15 protein-coding genes, 1 tRNA gene and 1 pseudogene are annotated in these 14404 nt (G+C 55.5%); 4 read left to right on the top strand and 13 right to left on the bottom strand.

Annotated elements, in window-relative coordinates; genetic code table 11:
* Positions 1 to 353: 353 nt before the first annotated feature.
* Positions 354 to 2241: pseudogene (locus N8E89_RS06510) on the top strand (MFS transporter).
* 69 nt (positions 2242 to 2310) lie between these two features.
* Here the strand turns inward: N8E89_RS06510 and leuB are convergent.
* Positions 2311 to 3423, bottom strand: coding sequence for a 3-isopropylmalate dehydrogenase (gene leuB / locus N8E89_RS06515; protein WP_113171540.1), 1113 nt, complete (start codon positions 3421 to 3423; stop codon positions 2311 to 2313).
* A 178-nt stretch (positions 3424 to 3601) separates the two neighbouring features.
* Complete coding sequence (gene leuD, locus N8E89_RS06520) at positions 3602 to 4207, bottom strand: 3-isopropylmalate dehydratase small subunit (protein ID WP_262261484.1); 606 nt, start codon at positions 4205 to 4207, stop codon at positions 3602 to 3604.
* A gap of 155 nt (positions 4208 to 4362) precedes the next feature.
* On the opposite strand from leuD, the gene N8E89_RS06525 reads away from it, so the two are divergent.
* Both N8E89_RS06525 and N8E89_RS06530 read left to right on the top strand, forming a co-directional pair.
* On the top strand, positions 4363 to 5244 hold the full coding sequence (locus N8E89_RS06525; RefSeq protein ID WP_262261485.1) for an HpcH/HpaI aldolase/citrate lyase family protein: 882 nt from the start codon (positions 4363 to 4365) through the stop codon (positions 5242 to 5244).
* A gap of 60 nt (positions 5245 to 5304) precedes the next feature.
* A complete protein-coding gene (locus N8E89_RS06530) occupies positions 5305 to 5511 on the top strand; it encodes a DUF1737 domain-containing protein (RefSeq protein ID WP_106662165.1) in 207 nt (68 codons plus the stop codon).
* Positions 5512 to 5698: 187 nt separating this feature from the next.
* Here N8E89_RS06530 and N8E89_RS06535 read toward each other — a convergent pair whose 3' ends face one another.
* The 6 genes from N8E89_RS06535 to N8E89_RS06560 all read right to left on the bottom strand — a co-directional run bounded on the left by N8E89_RS06535 (position 5699) and on the right by N8E89_RS06560 (position 9348).
* The gene (locus N8E89_RS06535; protein ID WP_106662166.1) at positions 5699 to 6121 is read right to left on the bottom strand and encodes a metallopeptidase family protein; all 423 of its coding nucleotides are present in this window, start codon (positions 6119 to 6121) and stop codon (positions 5699 to 5701) included.
* A 78-nt stretch (positions 6122 to 6199) separates the two neighbouring features.
* A complete protein-coding gene (locus tag N8E89_RS06540; RefSeq protein WP_262261488.1) occupies positions 6200 to 6778 on the bottom strand; it encodes a TetR/AcrR family transcriptional regulator in 579 nt (192 codons plus the stop codon).
* 74 nt (positions 6779 to 6852) lie between these two features.
* Positions 6853 to 7047: a Trm112 family protein gene (locus tag N8E89_RS06545; protein ID WP_262261490.1), complete on the bottom strand. Its 195-nt coding sequence runs from the start codon at positions 7045 to 7047 to the stop codon at positions 6853 to 6855.
* 22 nt (positions 7048 to 7069) lie between these two features.
* On the bottom strand, positions 7070 to 7732 hold the full coding sequence (locus N8E89_RS06550) for an LON peptidase substrate-binding domain-containing protein (RefSeq protein WP_106662169.1): 663 nt from the start codon (positions 7730 to 7732) through the stop codon (positions 7070 to 7072).
* Between the two features lie 61 nt (positions 7733 to 7793).
* Positions 7794 to 8774: a thioredoxin gene (trxA, locus tag N8E89_RS06555; protein WP_410010343.1), complete on the bottom strand. Its 981-nt coding sequence runs from the start codon at positions 8772 to 8774 to the stop codon at positions 7794 to 7796.
* 61 nt (positions 8775 to 8835) lie between these two features.
* A complete protein-coding gene (locus N8E89_RS06560; RefSeq protein WP_262261492.1) occupies positions 8836 to 9348 on the bottom strand; it encodes a prolyl-tRNA synthetase associated domain-containing protein in 513 nt (170 codons plus the stop codon).
* 201 nt (positions 9349 to 9549) lie between these two features.
* On the opposite strand from N8E89_RS06560, the gene N8E89_RS06565 reads away from it, so the two are divergent.
* Positions 9550 to 9624, top strand: a tRNA-Gly gene (locus N8E89_RS06565).
* Between the two features lie 95 nt (positions 9625 to 9719).
* Here the strand turns inward: N8E89_RS06565 and N8E89_RS06570 are convergent.
* From N8E89_RS06570 to argH, 5 genes are all read right to left on the bottom strand, one after another.
* Positions 9720 to 10190 carry a GNAT family N-acetyltransferase gene (locus tag N8E89_RS06570; RefSeq protein ID WP_410010359.1) on the bottom strand — a complete coding sequence of 157 codons (471 nt, stop codon included), beginning with the start codon at positions 10188 to 10190 and terminating at the stop codon, positions 9720 to 9722.
* 73 nt (positions 10191 to 10263) lie between these two features.
* The gene (locus tag N8E89_RS06575) at positions 10264 to 11094 is read right to left on the bottom strand and encodes an ABC transporter substrate-binding protein (RefSeq protein ID WP_262261493.1); all 831 of its coding nucleotides are present in this window, start codon (positions 11092 to 11094) and stop codon (positions 10264 to 10266) included.
* Between the two features lie 35 nt (positions 11095 to 11129).
* Positions 11130 to 11900, bottom strand: a complete 771-nt coding sequence (locus N8E89_RS06580; protein WP_315975678.1) for an amino acid ABC transporter ATP-binding protein — start codon at positions 11898 to 11900, stop codon at positions 11130 to 11132.
* The gene (locus tag N8E89_RS06585; RefSeq protein WP_262261494.1) at positions 11897 to 12796 is read right to left on the bottom strand and encodes an amino acid ABC transporter permease; all 900 of its coding nucleotides are present in this window, start codon (positions 12794 to 12796) and stop codon (positions 11897 to 11899) included. Before N8E89_RS06585 ends, N8E89_RS06580 begins: the two co-directional genes overlap by 4 nt.
* 43 nt (positions 12797 to 12839) lie before the next feature.
* The gene (gene argH, locus N8E89_RS06590) at positions 12840 to 14273 is read right to left on the bottom strand and encodes an argininosuccinate lyase (RefSeq protein ID WP_262261495.1); all 1434 of its coding nucleotides are present in this window, start codon (positions 14271 to 14273) and stop codon (positions 12840 to 12842) included.
* Positions 14274 to 14404 lie beyond the last annotated feature (131 nt).

Here is a 14404-nt window from a genome sequence, read left to right on the forward strand (position 1 = left end):
TTGATTCGCTACCCACCTGGGTGTCTCCTTGTCCGATTGTGCTTGTACGCGGTTTCCGAAAAGAGTCAATTGTCTCATCAAAAGAGAAGAATATGTCGTGTTACGCACAATTTTAGACAATTGACGTAAGATGCGGGCTTTGCTTTCAGCAATATTTGTTGAACACTCCGCGCGTGCATCAGGTGCGTGACCTTTGGGGGAGAAAATTCCGAGGGCCGTTCACCGGCGCGTGGTTTGCCGCAACAAGCAATCGCGGCAAACGGCCATGCGCAATGTCAATGGTTGAGAACATGATCGAGGGGTAAAACTGATCGCGTTCTCGGTTTAACTGCGGTTATCTGGGAGGAATAGTAATGGCAACCACGTCTGTGGCCGACAGTTCTAGTCGGGGAATGACGAGGGAAGAAAAGAAGGTTATCTTCGCTTCTTCGCTCGGGACTGTTTTCGAGTGGTACGATTTTTATCTTTATGGTTCTCTCGCCGCCTTTATCGGCGCTGCCTTTTTTAGTGAGTATCCGGAAGCAACCCGCAATATCTTTGCGCTGCTCGCCTTTGCGGCGGGTTTTCTTGTCCGGCCCTTCGGCGCGCTTGTCTTTGGCCGCATCGGCGATCTGGTCGGCCGCAAGTATACATTCCTTGTCACCATCCTCATCATGGGTTTGTCAACCTTCCTGGTTGGTGTACTCCCGGGATCAGCCAGCTGGGGCATTGCCGCACCGATCATCCTGATCGCCCTGCGCATGCTTCAAGGTCTTGCTCTGGGCGGTGAATATGGCGGTGCGGCAACCTACGTCGCCGAACACGCGCCGAGTAACAGACGCGGCTATTACACATCATGGATTCAGACTACGGCCACCCTTGGTTTGTTCCTCTCGCTTATCGTCATCCTGATCATCCAGAATTCGCTCAGCAAGGAAGCATTTGCTGCTTGGGGCTGGCGCATTCCGTTCTTGCTTTCATTTGTTCTTCTCGGAATTTCCGTGTGGATTCGACTGTCCTTGAGTGAATCACCTGCCTTCAAGAAGATGAAGGAAGAAGGCAAGGGCTCCAAGGCTCCGCTTTCCGAGGCTTTCGGCCAATGGAAGAATGCCAGGATTGCTTTGCTCGCGCTTTTCGGGCTCACTGCAGGTCAGGCTGTCGTCTGGTATTCTGGGCAGTTCTATGCGCTGTTCTTTTTGCAGAATGTGCTGAAGGTCGACGCGCAGTCGGTCAACATCATGATTGCAATAGCACTCTTGCTCGGCACCGGTTTCTTCGTATTCTTCGGCTGGCTGTCCGACAAGATCGGCCGTAAGCCAATCATCATGGCCGGACTTGCACTTGCCATCTTCACCTACTTCCCGTTGTTCAAGGCCTTGACCTGGGCTGCAAATCCGGCACTTGCCGCCGCGCAGCAGAATGTTCGCGCGACCGTCACCGCGGCACCCGGCGACTGCAAGTTCCAGTTCAACCCGACGGGCACGGCGAAGTTCACCACGTCCTGCGACATCGCGACATCGTTCCTGACCCGCAACTCGGTTCCCTATGACGTTGTTGCCACCGCAGCACCCGGCACGGCAGCCACAGTCAAGATCGGTAATGAAACGGTCGAATCCTACGACGCCGTTGCCGCTGGAGCCGATGCAAAGGCAAAGGAAACCGCTTTTGCAAAGGGCATCAACGTAGCGCTTCAGGACGGCGGCTATCCCCTCGTCCGCGATCCAGTCAAGGTGGTCGATCTCGAAGCTTGATGCATTGATCGCTGCCAATCCGAAACTAGCGCTCGACCCGGCCGCGATCCGTGGAGGTGCAAAGACCATGGTTCCTGTCGATCAGGCGATCAAGGACAAGCTCCTGACCGCAGAAGAGGCGGCCGGCGCGACCGAGGTTCCGGTCTACACGGTTCCCGGCGCTGGCGCATTTAAGATGGTTGCCGATCCGGCTGCCGTCAGCTGGCCAAAGGTCATTGCGATCCTGTTTGTGCTCGTGATCTATGTGACCATGGTCTATGGGCCGATTGCGGCGATTCTGGTCGAAATGTTCCCGACCCGCATCCGCTACACGGGCATGTCCTTGCCATATCACATCGGTAACGGCTGGTTCGGTGGTCTGCTTCCGGCAACAGTCTTCGCGATGAGCGCGGCCAAGGGCGATATTTATTATGGCCTCTGGTATCCGATCGTCATCGCGGCGATGACCCTGGTTATCGGTCTCATCTTCGTACGGGATACGAAAGACACCGATCTCGACGCAATCAAGTAGTCGGCAAACACAACAAAAGCCCGGCGCGAGTGATCGCGCCGGGCTTTTTCATAGTTCAGATTTTCCGGATCAGGCGGCCAATGCCTTGAACTTGGCCAGAATGGCATCACCCATTTCGGTGGTGCCAACTCTGGTCTTGCCTTCCGACATGATGTCTGCGGTGCGAATCCCGTCATCAAGCACGCCGGCAATCGCAGCCTCCAGCCTGTCGGCCTCGACAACCATGTTGAAGGAATAACGCAGGCACATGGCGAAGGAAGCGATCATGGCGATCGGATTGGCCGCACCAGTACCGGCAATGTCCGGCGCTGACCCATGCACCGGCTCGTAAAGTGCCTTGCGGCTGCCAGTCCTGGCGTCGGGAGCGCCCAGTGATGCCGACGGAAGCATACCAAGTGATCCTGTGAGCATCGCAGCGATATCGGAAAGCATATCGCCGAACAGGTTATCCGTAACGATCACGTCGAACTGCTTGGGCCAGCGGACGAGTTGCATGCCACCCGCATCGGCCAGCATATGTTCGAGCGTGACGTCGGCATATTTCGCCTTGTGAGTCGCCGTAACGACTTCGTTCCACAGGACGCCCGACTTCATGACGTTGCGCTTTTCCATCGACGTCACCTTGTTGCCGCGCGTGCGCGCCAGTTCGAAGGCAACGCCGGAAATCCGCTCGATCTCGTACGTGTCATAGACCTGGGTATCGATGCCACGCTTCTGGCCATTGCCCAAATCGCGGATTTCCTTCGGCTCGCCGAAGTAAACGCCCCCGGTCAATTCGCGCACAATCAGAATATCCAGACCCTCCACGATTTCCTTCTTGAGGGACGATGAATCGGCCAAAGCCGGATAGCAGATTGCCGGGCGCAGATTTGCGAATAGTTCCATATCCTTGCGCAAGCGCAGGAGTCCTGCTTCCGGGCGCACGTCATAAGGAACGCTGTCCCACTTCGGGCCACCAACGGCACCAAACAGGACGGCATCGGAGGCCAATGCTTTGGCCATATCGGCTTCCGAAATCGCCAGGCCATGGGCGTCATAGGCAGAGCCGCCAACCAGCCCCTCGTCCAGCTCGAAGCCGCTTTCCAGCTCGGCGTTCATATATGCGATGATCTTGCGGACTTCGGCCATTGCCTCGGGTCCAATGCCGTCGCCAGGGAGAAGAAGGAGCTTTTTCGATACCATGCTGGGAAACCTCGTTGATTGAAGAGCGCTCTAGTCGGGATGGCGCGTACTTAGCGCAAGTTCAGCAAAGATGGAAAGCTTTCCACGTAATTTTCTGAATTCCGACAGCGCGTCGATTGACCGATAGATTCAAAAAGGCCCGGAAAACCCGGGCCATTTCATTTTTCGAGATAAAAGCTTACGCCCAGGGATGCTTTTCCGCGTTGGCGGTTTCGAAACTGTCTATCTTTGCCGCCTTTTCCATCGTCAGACCAATGTCGTCGAGACCGTTGAGCATGCAATAGCGACGGAATTCGTCGAGCTCGAAACTGATTGTCCCGCCGTCTGGCCCCTTGATCGTCAATTCTTCGAGATCAATGGAAAGTGTCGCATTGGCGCCGCGCCGTGCATCGTCCATCAGTTTGTCCAGATTTTCCTGGCTGACACGGATGGGCAAAATGCCGTTCTTGAAGCAGTTATTGTAGAAGATGTCAGCAAAGCTCGTCGAGATCACGCAACGAATGCCGAAATCCAGCAACGCCCACGGCGCGTGTTCACGGCTGGATCCGCAACCGAAATTATCGCCAGCGACAAGAATTTGAGCCTTGCGATACGCTGGTTTGTTCAGGACAAATTCCAGGTTCTCGCTGCCATCATCATTGTAACGCATCTCGGCAAACAGACCGGTGCCAAGACCAGTCCGCTTGATGGTCTTCAGGTAATCCTTGGGGATAATCATGTCCGTGTCGACATTGATGATCGGCAGCGGGGCGGCAACGCCGGTGAGCTTGGTGAATTTGTCCATGATATCTGCCTGTAGATCCTGGGTAATGATTTTACGTTTCGCTTTACACCAGCTTGGCCGCGAATCAAAGAGTTTCGCCTGTGGCACATTAGGCAGATAGACAATCACGCATGATTGCGCTTGTCTTGGTCGCGCGATCAAGGCAAAAAGTCCAGATGAGCAAACCGTTCCGCCCTCGCCGCTCCGTCCTTTATGTTCCAGCCTCGAATGCCAAGGCTCTAGCCAAAGTCGTTTCGCTGACCGCCGATGCAGTGATCTTCGACCTGGAGGATGCCGTCGCCCCCGACGCCAAGGAACAATCCCGTGAGGCATTGCGGGATTACTTTCTCGGACACCCAACGAGCAAGGCCGAGCGGATTGTCCGGATCAACGGTCTTTCCAGCGAATGGGGCGGAGAGGACCTGCTCGCCGCCAGGGCCTGCAAGCCGGACGCGATTCTCCTGCCAAAGGTCGAGACCCCATATGACATCACCGGCGTTGCCGAAATTCTCGAGGAGACCGATGCCTCTGAGAACATTCGCCTGTGGGCGATGATCGAAACGCCGCGAGGCGTTCTTAACGCTGATGAAATCGCTGAACTTGGTCTGCGTTCGACAGCTCGTCTTGACTGCTTTGTTGTCGGAACCAACGATATCGCCAGGGAAACCGGCGCAAAGTTGATCAGGGGCCGCGCACCTTTCATCCCTTGGCTTATGCAAATACTGTTGAGCGCCAGAGCCGGGAAGCTCGACGTAATTGACGGGGTATATAACGATTTTTCCGATCCGGACGGTTTTTCTGACGAATGCACCCAAGCGGTTCAAATGGGGTTCGACGGCAAGAGTCTTATCCATCCATCGCAGATTGAACCGGCGAATGCAGCGTTTCATCCTGACGAAAATGCCATTGGCGAGGCCCGGTCCATTGTGGACGCGTTTTCCCATGCCGCCAACAAGGATAAAGGCGTCATCGCACTGGGCGGCAGGATGGTGGAGCGCCTGCATCTCGAGGCGGCTCAAAAACTACTAGCAAAAATCGAGACAATAGGCAGAAATTAGAATCTGAACCGCGGTACAACAGCATAGGCCTATTTCGGCCAAAACTTGGGAAAGAAAACCATGAAACTATACCGGCTTCTGACAGGTCCCGACGATGCGAGCTTCTGTCATAAGGTGACGGCAGCGGTGAACAAGGGCTGGCATATTTACGGATCACCGACCTATGCGTTCAACTCGGCGACCGGAGTGATGCAGTGCGGTCAGGCCGTGGTAAAAGATATAGACGGCGTGGACTACGAGCCCGGCATCAAACTGAGCGACTATTGAAGCGTTCGGCCAAGCGACGTTTGAGCGCTGATATGTTGCTCGGATGTGTCGGCCATGGCCGCCTCCGCGCGCTTGGCCGGCCTGTCCTAAAAAGGGGATCGGCCGGCCGAACTGGCTCACCGTCAGATTCCCATTTGACGCCAGCGCGGGCGAAGCAAACCGCAGCCTGATTCAGGCAAGACAGCCTCTATTCGACCGTGGCTTCAATTCGTTCCATATCCTCGTCTGACAGACCGAAATGATGGCCGATTTCGTGAATGAGCACATGGGTGACGATATCGCCCAATGCTTCTTCATATTCCGCCCAGTAATCGAGTACGGCACGGCGGTAGATTGTGATGCGATTGGCCTGCTCTCCCGTCTGCAGGGAAAAACGTTCGCCAATACCGGTTCCTTCAAAAAGACCAAGAAGATCAAAGGGTGATTCCAACCCCATGTCTTCAATGATCTGTTCGTCAGGAAACTCAGAAACCTGAATGGTAATATCGCCGCACAGGCTGCGAAAGGTTTCCGGCAAGTGCGCATATGCATTGATCGCCAGCGATTCGATCTCGCCGAGCGACGGTGACAAGCGATTGCCCCAGTCTGCAGTTTGATTACTTCGGGCCATCAGAACTCCTGGAAGGCTGCTTCCCGCTCCATATAGTGCGTTTGAGCGGCAGATGCGAGAGCTCTGAACTTCACGCTTTCAGCTTCGGGACCGGGCCACCATAAGCAACCGCTCCATCCGTCGAAAACTCTCGGCAAGTACCGTTGGATCTCTTAGGCCGTGTGCAAGCATGATACCGCCCTGCCACTCCGTCAGCGCATTGCGTGCGATGCTCAATGCGGTCGATGGGCGGATGCCGGACCGTCCGAGTTCTCTGCCGATGAAACCAATCAGAAGGCTGAACGCTTCTGCAGCACGATTGGCCGCCTCGGGCGACTCATGTCGAAAGTCGCGGATTCCAAGGGCAATGGGACAGCCATGTTCAACACGGCTTTTCAGCGATTGGGTCAGTTTTTCAATGAGAAGTTGCAACCGCGTTCGCGGGTTCTGGTCAGCTTCGGTGATCTCCACCAGCATGCCTTCGGTTTCTGTGACAAAAATATCCGCCACGCCACGCGCGAGCTCGGCCTTGCTCTTGAAGTAGTAGTAGATATTGCCGAGTGGAACACCGGAATGTGTCGCAATGTCAGCAAGACTCGTAACGGTATATCCCTGACGCCAGAACAGACCCGCCGCAGTAGCAATCAGAACATCGCGTTTCTCATTTTGTTTCGCCATTGTTGTATCCATAGTCAGTTATGCAACTGACTCCGATTATGGCGCACGATGCCCGCGAACGAAAGAACCTGACGTCAATCCGTGATGGTTCGCGCCTCGGATGGCAACATGATGGGAATACCGTCTCGCACCGGATAGGCTAGATGCGCCGATTTGGAGATCAGTTCCGATTTACCCTGATCGTACACAAGCGGTCCTTTGGTCAGCGGGCAGACCAGGAGATCGAGCAGTTTGCGATCAATCGCTGTATCGCGTTTCTCATCCGTCAAGGCGCATTCCTCCTGCAACTGATCACTGCAAACTTCCCTCGAAATCATCCTGATCCTTGGCCAGCGCAATTTCGGTGATTGCGATCAATGTTTCCGCCCTGGTTTTTAGATCGGCCGCTTCCAGCAGGGCCTGTTTTTCCGCAGCACCAAAGGGCGACATCATGGCGAGCGCATTCACGAGAGTCTCGTTACCAGCCCGCGAAATGCCATCCCAATCCGCCTCTAGACTGTTGGCATCGAGATAGGCGCGAAACACGCGCAATAGCGCGGATCTGTCGACTTCGGAATCATCGGCCTCGTCGAGATCAGCGCGAAGTGGTGCGATCTTGCATTGCCGGAAAGGGGTTCTGGTGGTGATTTCCTTGATGACACGGAAACGGCATATGCCCTGAAGCGTGATCAGTAACCGACCGTCACCAGTTTCGGCAAAAGACGTGATCCGCCCGAGACAGCCCACTTCGCACAAGTCGCCGTCTTCCTGATTGTCCTGATCGAAGCGTGGCTGGATCATGCCGATGATTCGTTTGCTGCTTAGCGCCGCATCGATCATGGCAAGATAACGAAGCTCGAAAATATTCAACGGCAATTGGCCGCCCGGAAGCAACAGTGCGCCCGATAAGGGGAAAATCGGCACAGTTTCCGGAATATCGTCCAGCGTCCGGTAGCGTACATTTCCTGCTTGCATCACTCTCTCCGCGCCAGGACCCAAGAAGATCAAGTTCGCCGGCTATAGTGCCTGATTTTTGTCAGGAAAACAGCAAGGAAGACAATCTGCGGCGTGCGGCGACAGAAGCCTCATCCCCCGGACCCCACGCGTCAAAGAACTGCAACAGCTGCTTGCGGGCACCATCATCATTCCATGCACGATCGGCCTTCATAATGGCGAGAAGATGATCGGCCGCTTCATGGCGCTGGCCCTTGGCGTTCAGGATCATCGCAAGGTCAAAACGCGCCTGGTGATCGTTTGGGTTGGCTTGCAATCGTGCCTCGAGTGCCACGGGGTCTCCCAGCTTCGCTACCTGCTCGGCCAGCGCGATTTTGGCCTCCGCTGTTCGGACTCCGGCATCCTGCCGCTTGTCGCCAGGTACAAGGTCGAGCACACCCCTCGCCTGCTCGGCGTCGCCAAGGTCGATCAGGCAGTTGGCGAGACCCGCGAGCGCGGCGATGTTGTCAGGCGCTTCTTCCAGGACGGCTCTATACAGCTGCCCCGCCTGCTCGACAGCACCGGCCTCGACGGCCTGCGCCGCCGCCTCGAGCGCCGACTGAACGGCCGCTTCACGGCCACCATCAGGAGACGCAATACGGTCAATGAATTCGTTCACTTTGGATTCGGGTAAGGCGCCCATGAAACCATCAACTGGTTTGCCATCGGCAAAGGCAATGACAGCGGGAATGGACTGAATGCCAAGTTGTCCCGCAATGGCAGGATGATCGTCGATATTCATCTTGACGAGCTTGACGCGTCCGCCGGCACCGCGAACAACTTTCTCGAGAACGGGTGTGAGCTGCTTGCAGGGACCGCACCAAGGTGCCCAGAAATCCACCAGCACCGGCTGATGCTTCGATTCAGCAATCACATCAGCAGAAAATGACGCTGTCGTCGTATCCTTGATCAGGCCGGCGGCGGCTTGAGCCGGTCCGTTTGGCGCCTCAGTTCCAAACGATACAGTCATGGCGCCAGACGTCGCGCCATAGCCTCTGCCGAACGGGTTATCTGTGCTGCTCATGAAACTCTCCCGTCATCTGCCCAACCAGCATGCTCTGCTTAATTCCTGTCGATAGTATCAGCTATAAGTTTGGGATCGATCCGTCTATTTTCAAGATCAATGGTTCATGGCCAGTAGCCTTCAGGAAGGTTACCAGGTCCTCGCGGCCAATCGATGTCGTAGCCTCATTGGTCAGCGGGTGCGCATTGATGATGTCGTGCTTCATCAGGCTTTCATCCAGCACCACTCTGACCTGATGGTGTGTGTCATTGATTGCACCAAAAAGGCTCACTGCGCCGGGGGTCAAGCCGAGATATTCCATAAGCTTCTCCGGTTTGCCGAACGACACCCGGCTCGCAGCGCCAATCCTTGTGTGGATTGTCTTGAGGTCAACCTCTGCTTCTTCATCCACCGTCACGAGAAAGAAATTGTCCTTCTTGTCTTTCAAAAACAGATTTTTGGTATGGGCACCGGCGACCTGTCCTCGCAGTTCCTGCGCTTCGGCAACGGTAAACACAGGAGCATGGCGAATCGTCGACACGTTTATTTCAAGTTTGCCGAGATATCGCATCAATTCTTCGAACGTCTTGGGCATGATGGCTTTCTTGAACTCGCTTTGGTGCTGATTTGCGCTATTTCGTAATCACTCGGTAACAGGGTCTCAAGCGAAAAACCAAACTACCGCAACATCTTTTGCCAATTTTTCGAGATATCGTTCAGAAGTCGAAAATTCCCTGTTGCAATTAGCCGGCGCTTGGGTCATATAAGCCCCGCTTCGCAAGACAGACTGGCACATGCGGGAGTAGCTCAGGGGTAGAGCACAACCTTGCCAAGGTTGGGGTCGTGGGTTCGAATCCCATTTCCCGCTCCAGTTTGCTTAAACATTTGAAGCACTTAAAAAGGGCGTCTTTCGGGACGCCTTTTTGCTTTGTCGTCAAGGCATGTACTAAGCCGCAGGCCTGAAATTCATTGCTCTGCGGTGGCGCGAAGCGCCGCACCATCGAGCCGGTAAAATACCTTTTCTGGTTTTGGCAAGGCGCCTAGTCTCTCATAGAAAGCTCTAAGCCCAGGATTGTTGCGGTCGGCAGTCCAATCAACGCGGTTATGTCCACGTTCGATTGCAAGGCGTGCCATCGTTTTTATCAAACGTGTTCCCGCGCCGCTGCCACGGTGGGCTCCGGAAACGAAGAGCTCTTTGAGAAACATGCCGGATTGGAGACCTGGTCCCGGGTAAACGGATGAAAAAGCGGCGAAACCGATAATCTGGTCCGTTTCAGCAACCAGAATTTCCGTCCCGCGGGGGATATTCTGAAGGCCTTCCAGGATCCTATCACGCGCTGGACACGACACTTGATAATATGCCTGCATCTCTTCAAAAAGGACCGCGAGTGCTGCATGATCCGATGGATTTGAGAGGCTCACCTTGATCACTTCGATTCCCCTTCATTGCTAAAAGGGCGGCCCGGCACCATGCCAGAACCGCCCAATGTGATAATACTTTCAGGCAGGCCTAATTGCCCTGGTTGACAGTGACCGGCGCGAGTTTGTTGGCCTTCAGGCCATATTTGTCCAGGAGCGCATCATAGGTCCCATTGGCTTGCAGCCTCTCAAGCGCGATCTTGACAGCGTCACGAAGCTGCGTTTCCGTTTTCAGAACAGGAATTCCCGCCAGGGACTGGCTAAAGGGTTCCCCTAGTGCCACATAGGTGTCCGGCTCAAGCTTCTGATTGTACGGCAATGTTTCATTGCCTTGGGCAGCTGCCTGCAAGCGCTGGCTCTTGATTTGCGTACGCGCGTCAGCTGAGCCTTCCGTGCCCATCACCATGATGGCTGGCTTGCCTTTGGCAACGCAATTGGCATCACTCCATGCAGTGATCTGTGCGGGCCAATCGGTGGAACGGCTGGCGCCGACGGACTTTCCGCAAAGATCGTCGACAGTCTTGATTTCGTCAGCGAGTGCTTTGGAAGTGTAGAACTGCGCGCCAGATGTAAGGTAATCGACAAAATCGGCGGTCTCCTGGCGCGCTTTCTTGTCGCTCATACCCGCCATGGCGAGGTCCACGCGGCCAGTCTGGAGGGAGGGGAGCATTTGCGCAAAGGCGATTTCCTGCCACTCGACCTTGATGCCCAGTTCCTTGCCAATGGCCTCACCGAGCTCGATATCAAAGCCCTGCAGTTCGTTCGTCGCAGGATCCTTGTAGGTAATCGGCGGATAATTCGGCATGGTCGCAATGATGATCTTCCCGGCGTCCTTTATCCGGGCAGGAAGCTCCTGCGCCACGACAGGAAAGCTGAAGGCAATTGCCGCGCTGATCGTGGCAAGTTTCGTAATGCGTTTCATGTTTTTTGTTCCTCTCTGTTTGAATTTGTTTGGTCTCAGGCCAGAACAGCTGCGATAAAGTCCCGGGTGCGTTTTTCTTGCGGATTGTTCAGAACCTGCTGCGGCGGTCCCGTTTCAATAATACGGCCCTGATCCATGAACACGACGCGGTGGGCTACCTCGCGGGCAAAACCCAACTCATGAGTGACGACGATCATGGTCATGCCGCTGTTGGCGAGATCGCGCATCACTGCAAGAACCTCGCTCACAAGCTCCGGATCAAGCGCCGACGTCGGTTCGTCAAACAGCATAAGCTTCGGTTTCATCGCGAGCGCGCGGGCAATGGCGATGCGTTGCTGTTGTCCGCCCGAGAGTTCACTCGGATAGGCATGTTGCTTGTCTTTGAGGCCAACCCGTTCCAGCAGCGCTAGCGCCTCGGGAATAACGGCGCTCTTCGCGCGCTTCTGGACGATGACCGGTCCCTCGATGATGTTTTCGAGCACTGTCATATGTGCAAAAAGGTTGAAGCGCTGGAAGACCATGCCGCTCGATAGGCGCTGCCGTGCGATTTCCGCATCGTTCAACTCATAGAGCTTGTCGCCCTCCTGCCTGAAGCCGACCAGTTCGTCATCGATCCAGACAGCGCCGGAGTCGATACGTTCCAGCTGGTTGATGCAGCGCAGAAGCGTGCTCTTGCCCGAGCCGGACGGACCGATGATGCAAAGCACCTCCCCGTGCTGAATCTCAAGCGAGACCTCATCGAGCGCATGGAAATTTCCGAAATATTTATGCAGATCGACAGCGACGACCATGGCTGGCATATTCATGCTCCTTCCGCTGCGGCTGGTGCGACGCGCTTGGCGTTTCGGCGTCCGAGGCTCTTTGAATAGTGCTTTTCAAGCAGGTGCTGTCCGATGGAAAGGATTGTCACGACTGCCAGGTACCAGATGGCCGACACAATGAGCAGTTCCATGACGCGGTTGTTGGCATAGTAGATCGTCTGGGCATTGCGCAGAATTTCTGCATACTGGATGACGCTCGCAACCGAAGTCAGCTTCACCATGCTGATCACCTCATTGCCGACCGGAGGAATGATGACGCGCATGGCTTGCGGCAAGATAATCCGGCGCAGCATCGTGAGGCGTGTCATGCCGATCACCTTTGCCGCCTCGATCTGCCCATTGTCGACCGAAAGGATGCCTCCTCGCACTACCTCCGCCGTATAAGCTCCCTGATTGATGCCGAGGCCGAGTAGCGTTGCCATGAAAGGTGTCATGAAATCGACCGTGCGTATCTCGAAAAATCCCGGAATTCCAAGCGTTGGAAAAATCAACGCAAGGTTGAACCAGAGCAACAGCTGCAACAGCAATGGCGTACCGCGGAAGAACCAGATGTAGAATACCGCCACGTATTTGAGTACCGGGTTCGGTGACATGATCATGATCGCGAAAATGACCCCGAGCGCGAGGCCCAACGCCATGGCACAGCCTGTCATCAGGATCGTGCTCCACAGACCGGAGAGTATTGCTGGAGCAGTAAGGAACTGGCCAACCACGGGCCAAGCGATCTGTCCATGCGCAAAAGCATTGATGATGAGCGCGAGCGCCAGGAAAATCAGGGTCGCCGCGAGCCAGCGGCCGTAATGCCGGCGCGGCTGGTGGTGTAAATGCGCTACGGAATATTTTATCGGTGGAATGGAAGCTGCACTTTGGGTGTTCGCCATTGTTCTCACCTTTCGGGGGTCGCGGTATGGGGGAAACTTGAGACTAACGCTCAGCTCTGGGACCTGCATAGGACGAAAGCCACTCTTTTTGACCATCCAGAACGCTTTTTAGCCGGGCGATCTGTTCCCTCACACGATCAGGCGCCGTGCCACCGTAGGCCTTTCGCGCTTCGATTGCCGCCTGCGGTGACAGGCTCATCTTGATCGACGGCAATAGCCGCTCGTCGACAGCGGCAAGGTCGGCGTCACTCAAATCTTCCAGACCGATTGATTTATCCTCGCAATAGCGAACGAGAGCCCCGGTGATTTCATGGGCTTCGGAGAATGGAACACCACTTTTCGCCAGCCAGTCAGCGACTTCGGTCGCAAGGGTGAAGCCTTCAACGGACTGCCGCCGCATGATATCGGCATTGACGCGCATGGTGCGGATCAATCCGGCCATTGCCGGCACGACCAGCGTCAGCGCATCAATCGTATCGAAGGCTGCATGTTTGTCTTCAGCCAAGTCACGATTATAGGCGAAAGGGAGGCCTTTGAGCGCCACCAGCATGGTAGTCAGACTGCCGATTAACCGCGAGGCGCGACCGCGCGTCAGTTCGGCGATATCGCAGTTTTTTTTCTGCGGCATAATCGACGAGCCGGTCGCATAGCCATCATCCATTTCGATCCAGCGGAACTGACGTGATGACCATAGGAACAATTCCTCGGCGAGCCGCGACAGGTGGACGCCAAACATTGCCATGACGAAGAGGAATTCCGCCACGTGGTCACGGCTGCCCACCGCATCTATCGAGTTTTCGCAAGGCGCGTCGTAGCCAAGCTCCCGCGCGGAGAGTTCTGGCTGCAGGGCAATTGCTGATCCCGCCAAGGCGGCGGCCCCCAAGGGCGAGCGTGCCGCGCGCTTGTCCCAATCGCGAAGGCGGTCGAGATCGCGGGCAAATGTCTGGGCGTGGGCCAGAAGCTGGTGGGCAAAGCTTACTGGTTGCGCCGGCTGCAGGTGGGTAAAGCCTGTGGTCAGTGTCGTGATGTGGGCTTCTGCTTGCTCGACAAGCGCGTTTTGAAGGTTGAGAATATCTGAACCGATGTGACGGGCGACATCGCGAAGATAAAGTTTCAGGTCATTTGCGGCCTGATCATTGCGCGACCGGCCAGCGCGCAGCTTGCCGCCGAGAATACCTACGCGCTCGCCAAGAATGCGCTCGAGGAACGTGTGGATGTCTTCATCGCTTGGCGATGGCTTGATCCTCCCCGCCTCGTAGTCCGCACCAATGGTTTCAAGCGTCGCGCAAACCTCGTCTGCCTCCGCCGCCGTCAGGATGCCTGCCCGGACCAGCTCCCTGGCATGGGTCATGGACGAGGTTAGATCATAGCGAACCAGCCGGAAGTAGCTGCTCTCCGAACGGGAGAGAGCGATTAATTCTGGCGACGGACTCGTCCTGAAACGAGCCCCCCACAGACGGACGGACTGTTCGGTCATTTCGTTCAGTTCCCTTGTTTTTTGTTGTTTGAAGCTTATGGCCGCCTTTTGGGGACGACAAACGAAATGAATTCGCATATCCATTCCGAAATGGAATACCCTATCCAATGATCCGGAACCAGGATTGAGGC

The sequence above is a fragment of the Phyllobacterium sp. A18/5-2 genome (assembly GCF_025452215.1).
Classification (GTDB): domain Bacteria; phylum Pseudomonadota; class Alphaproteobacteria; order Rhizobiales; family Rhizobiaceae; genus Phyllobacterium; species Phyllobacterium sophorae.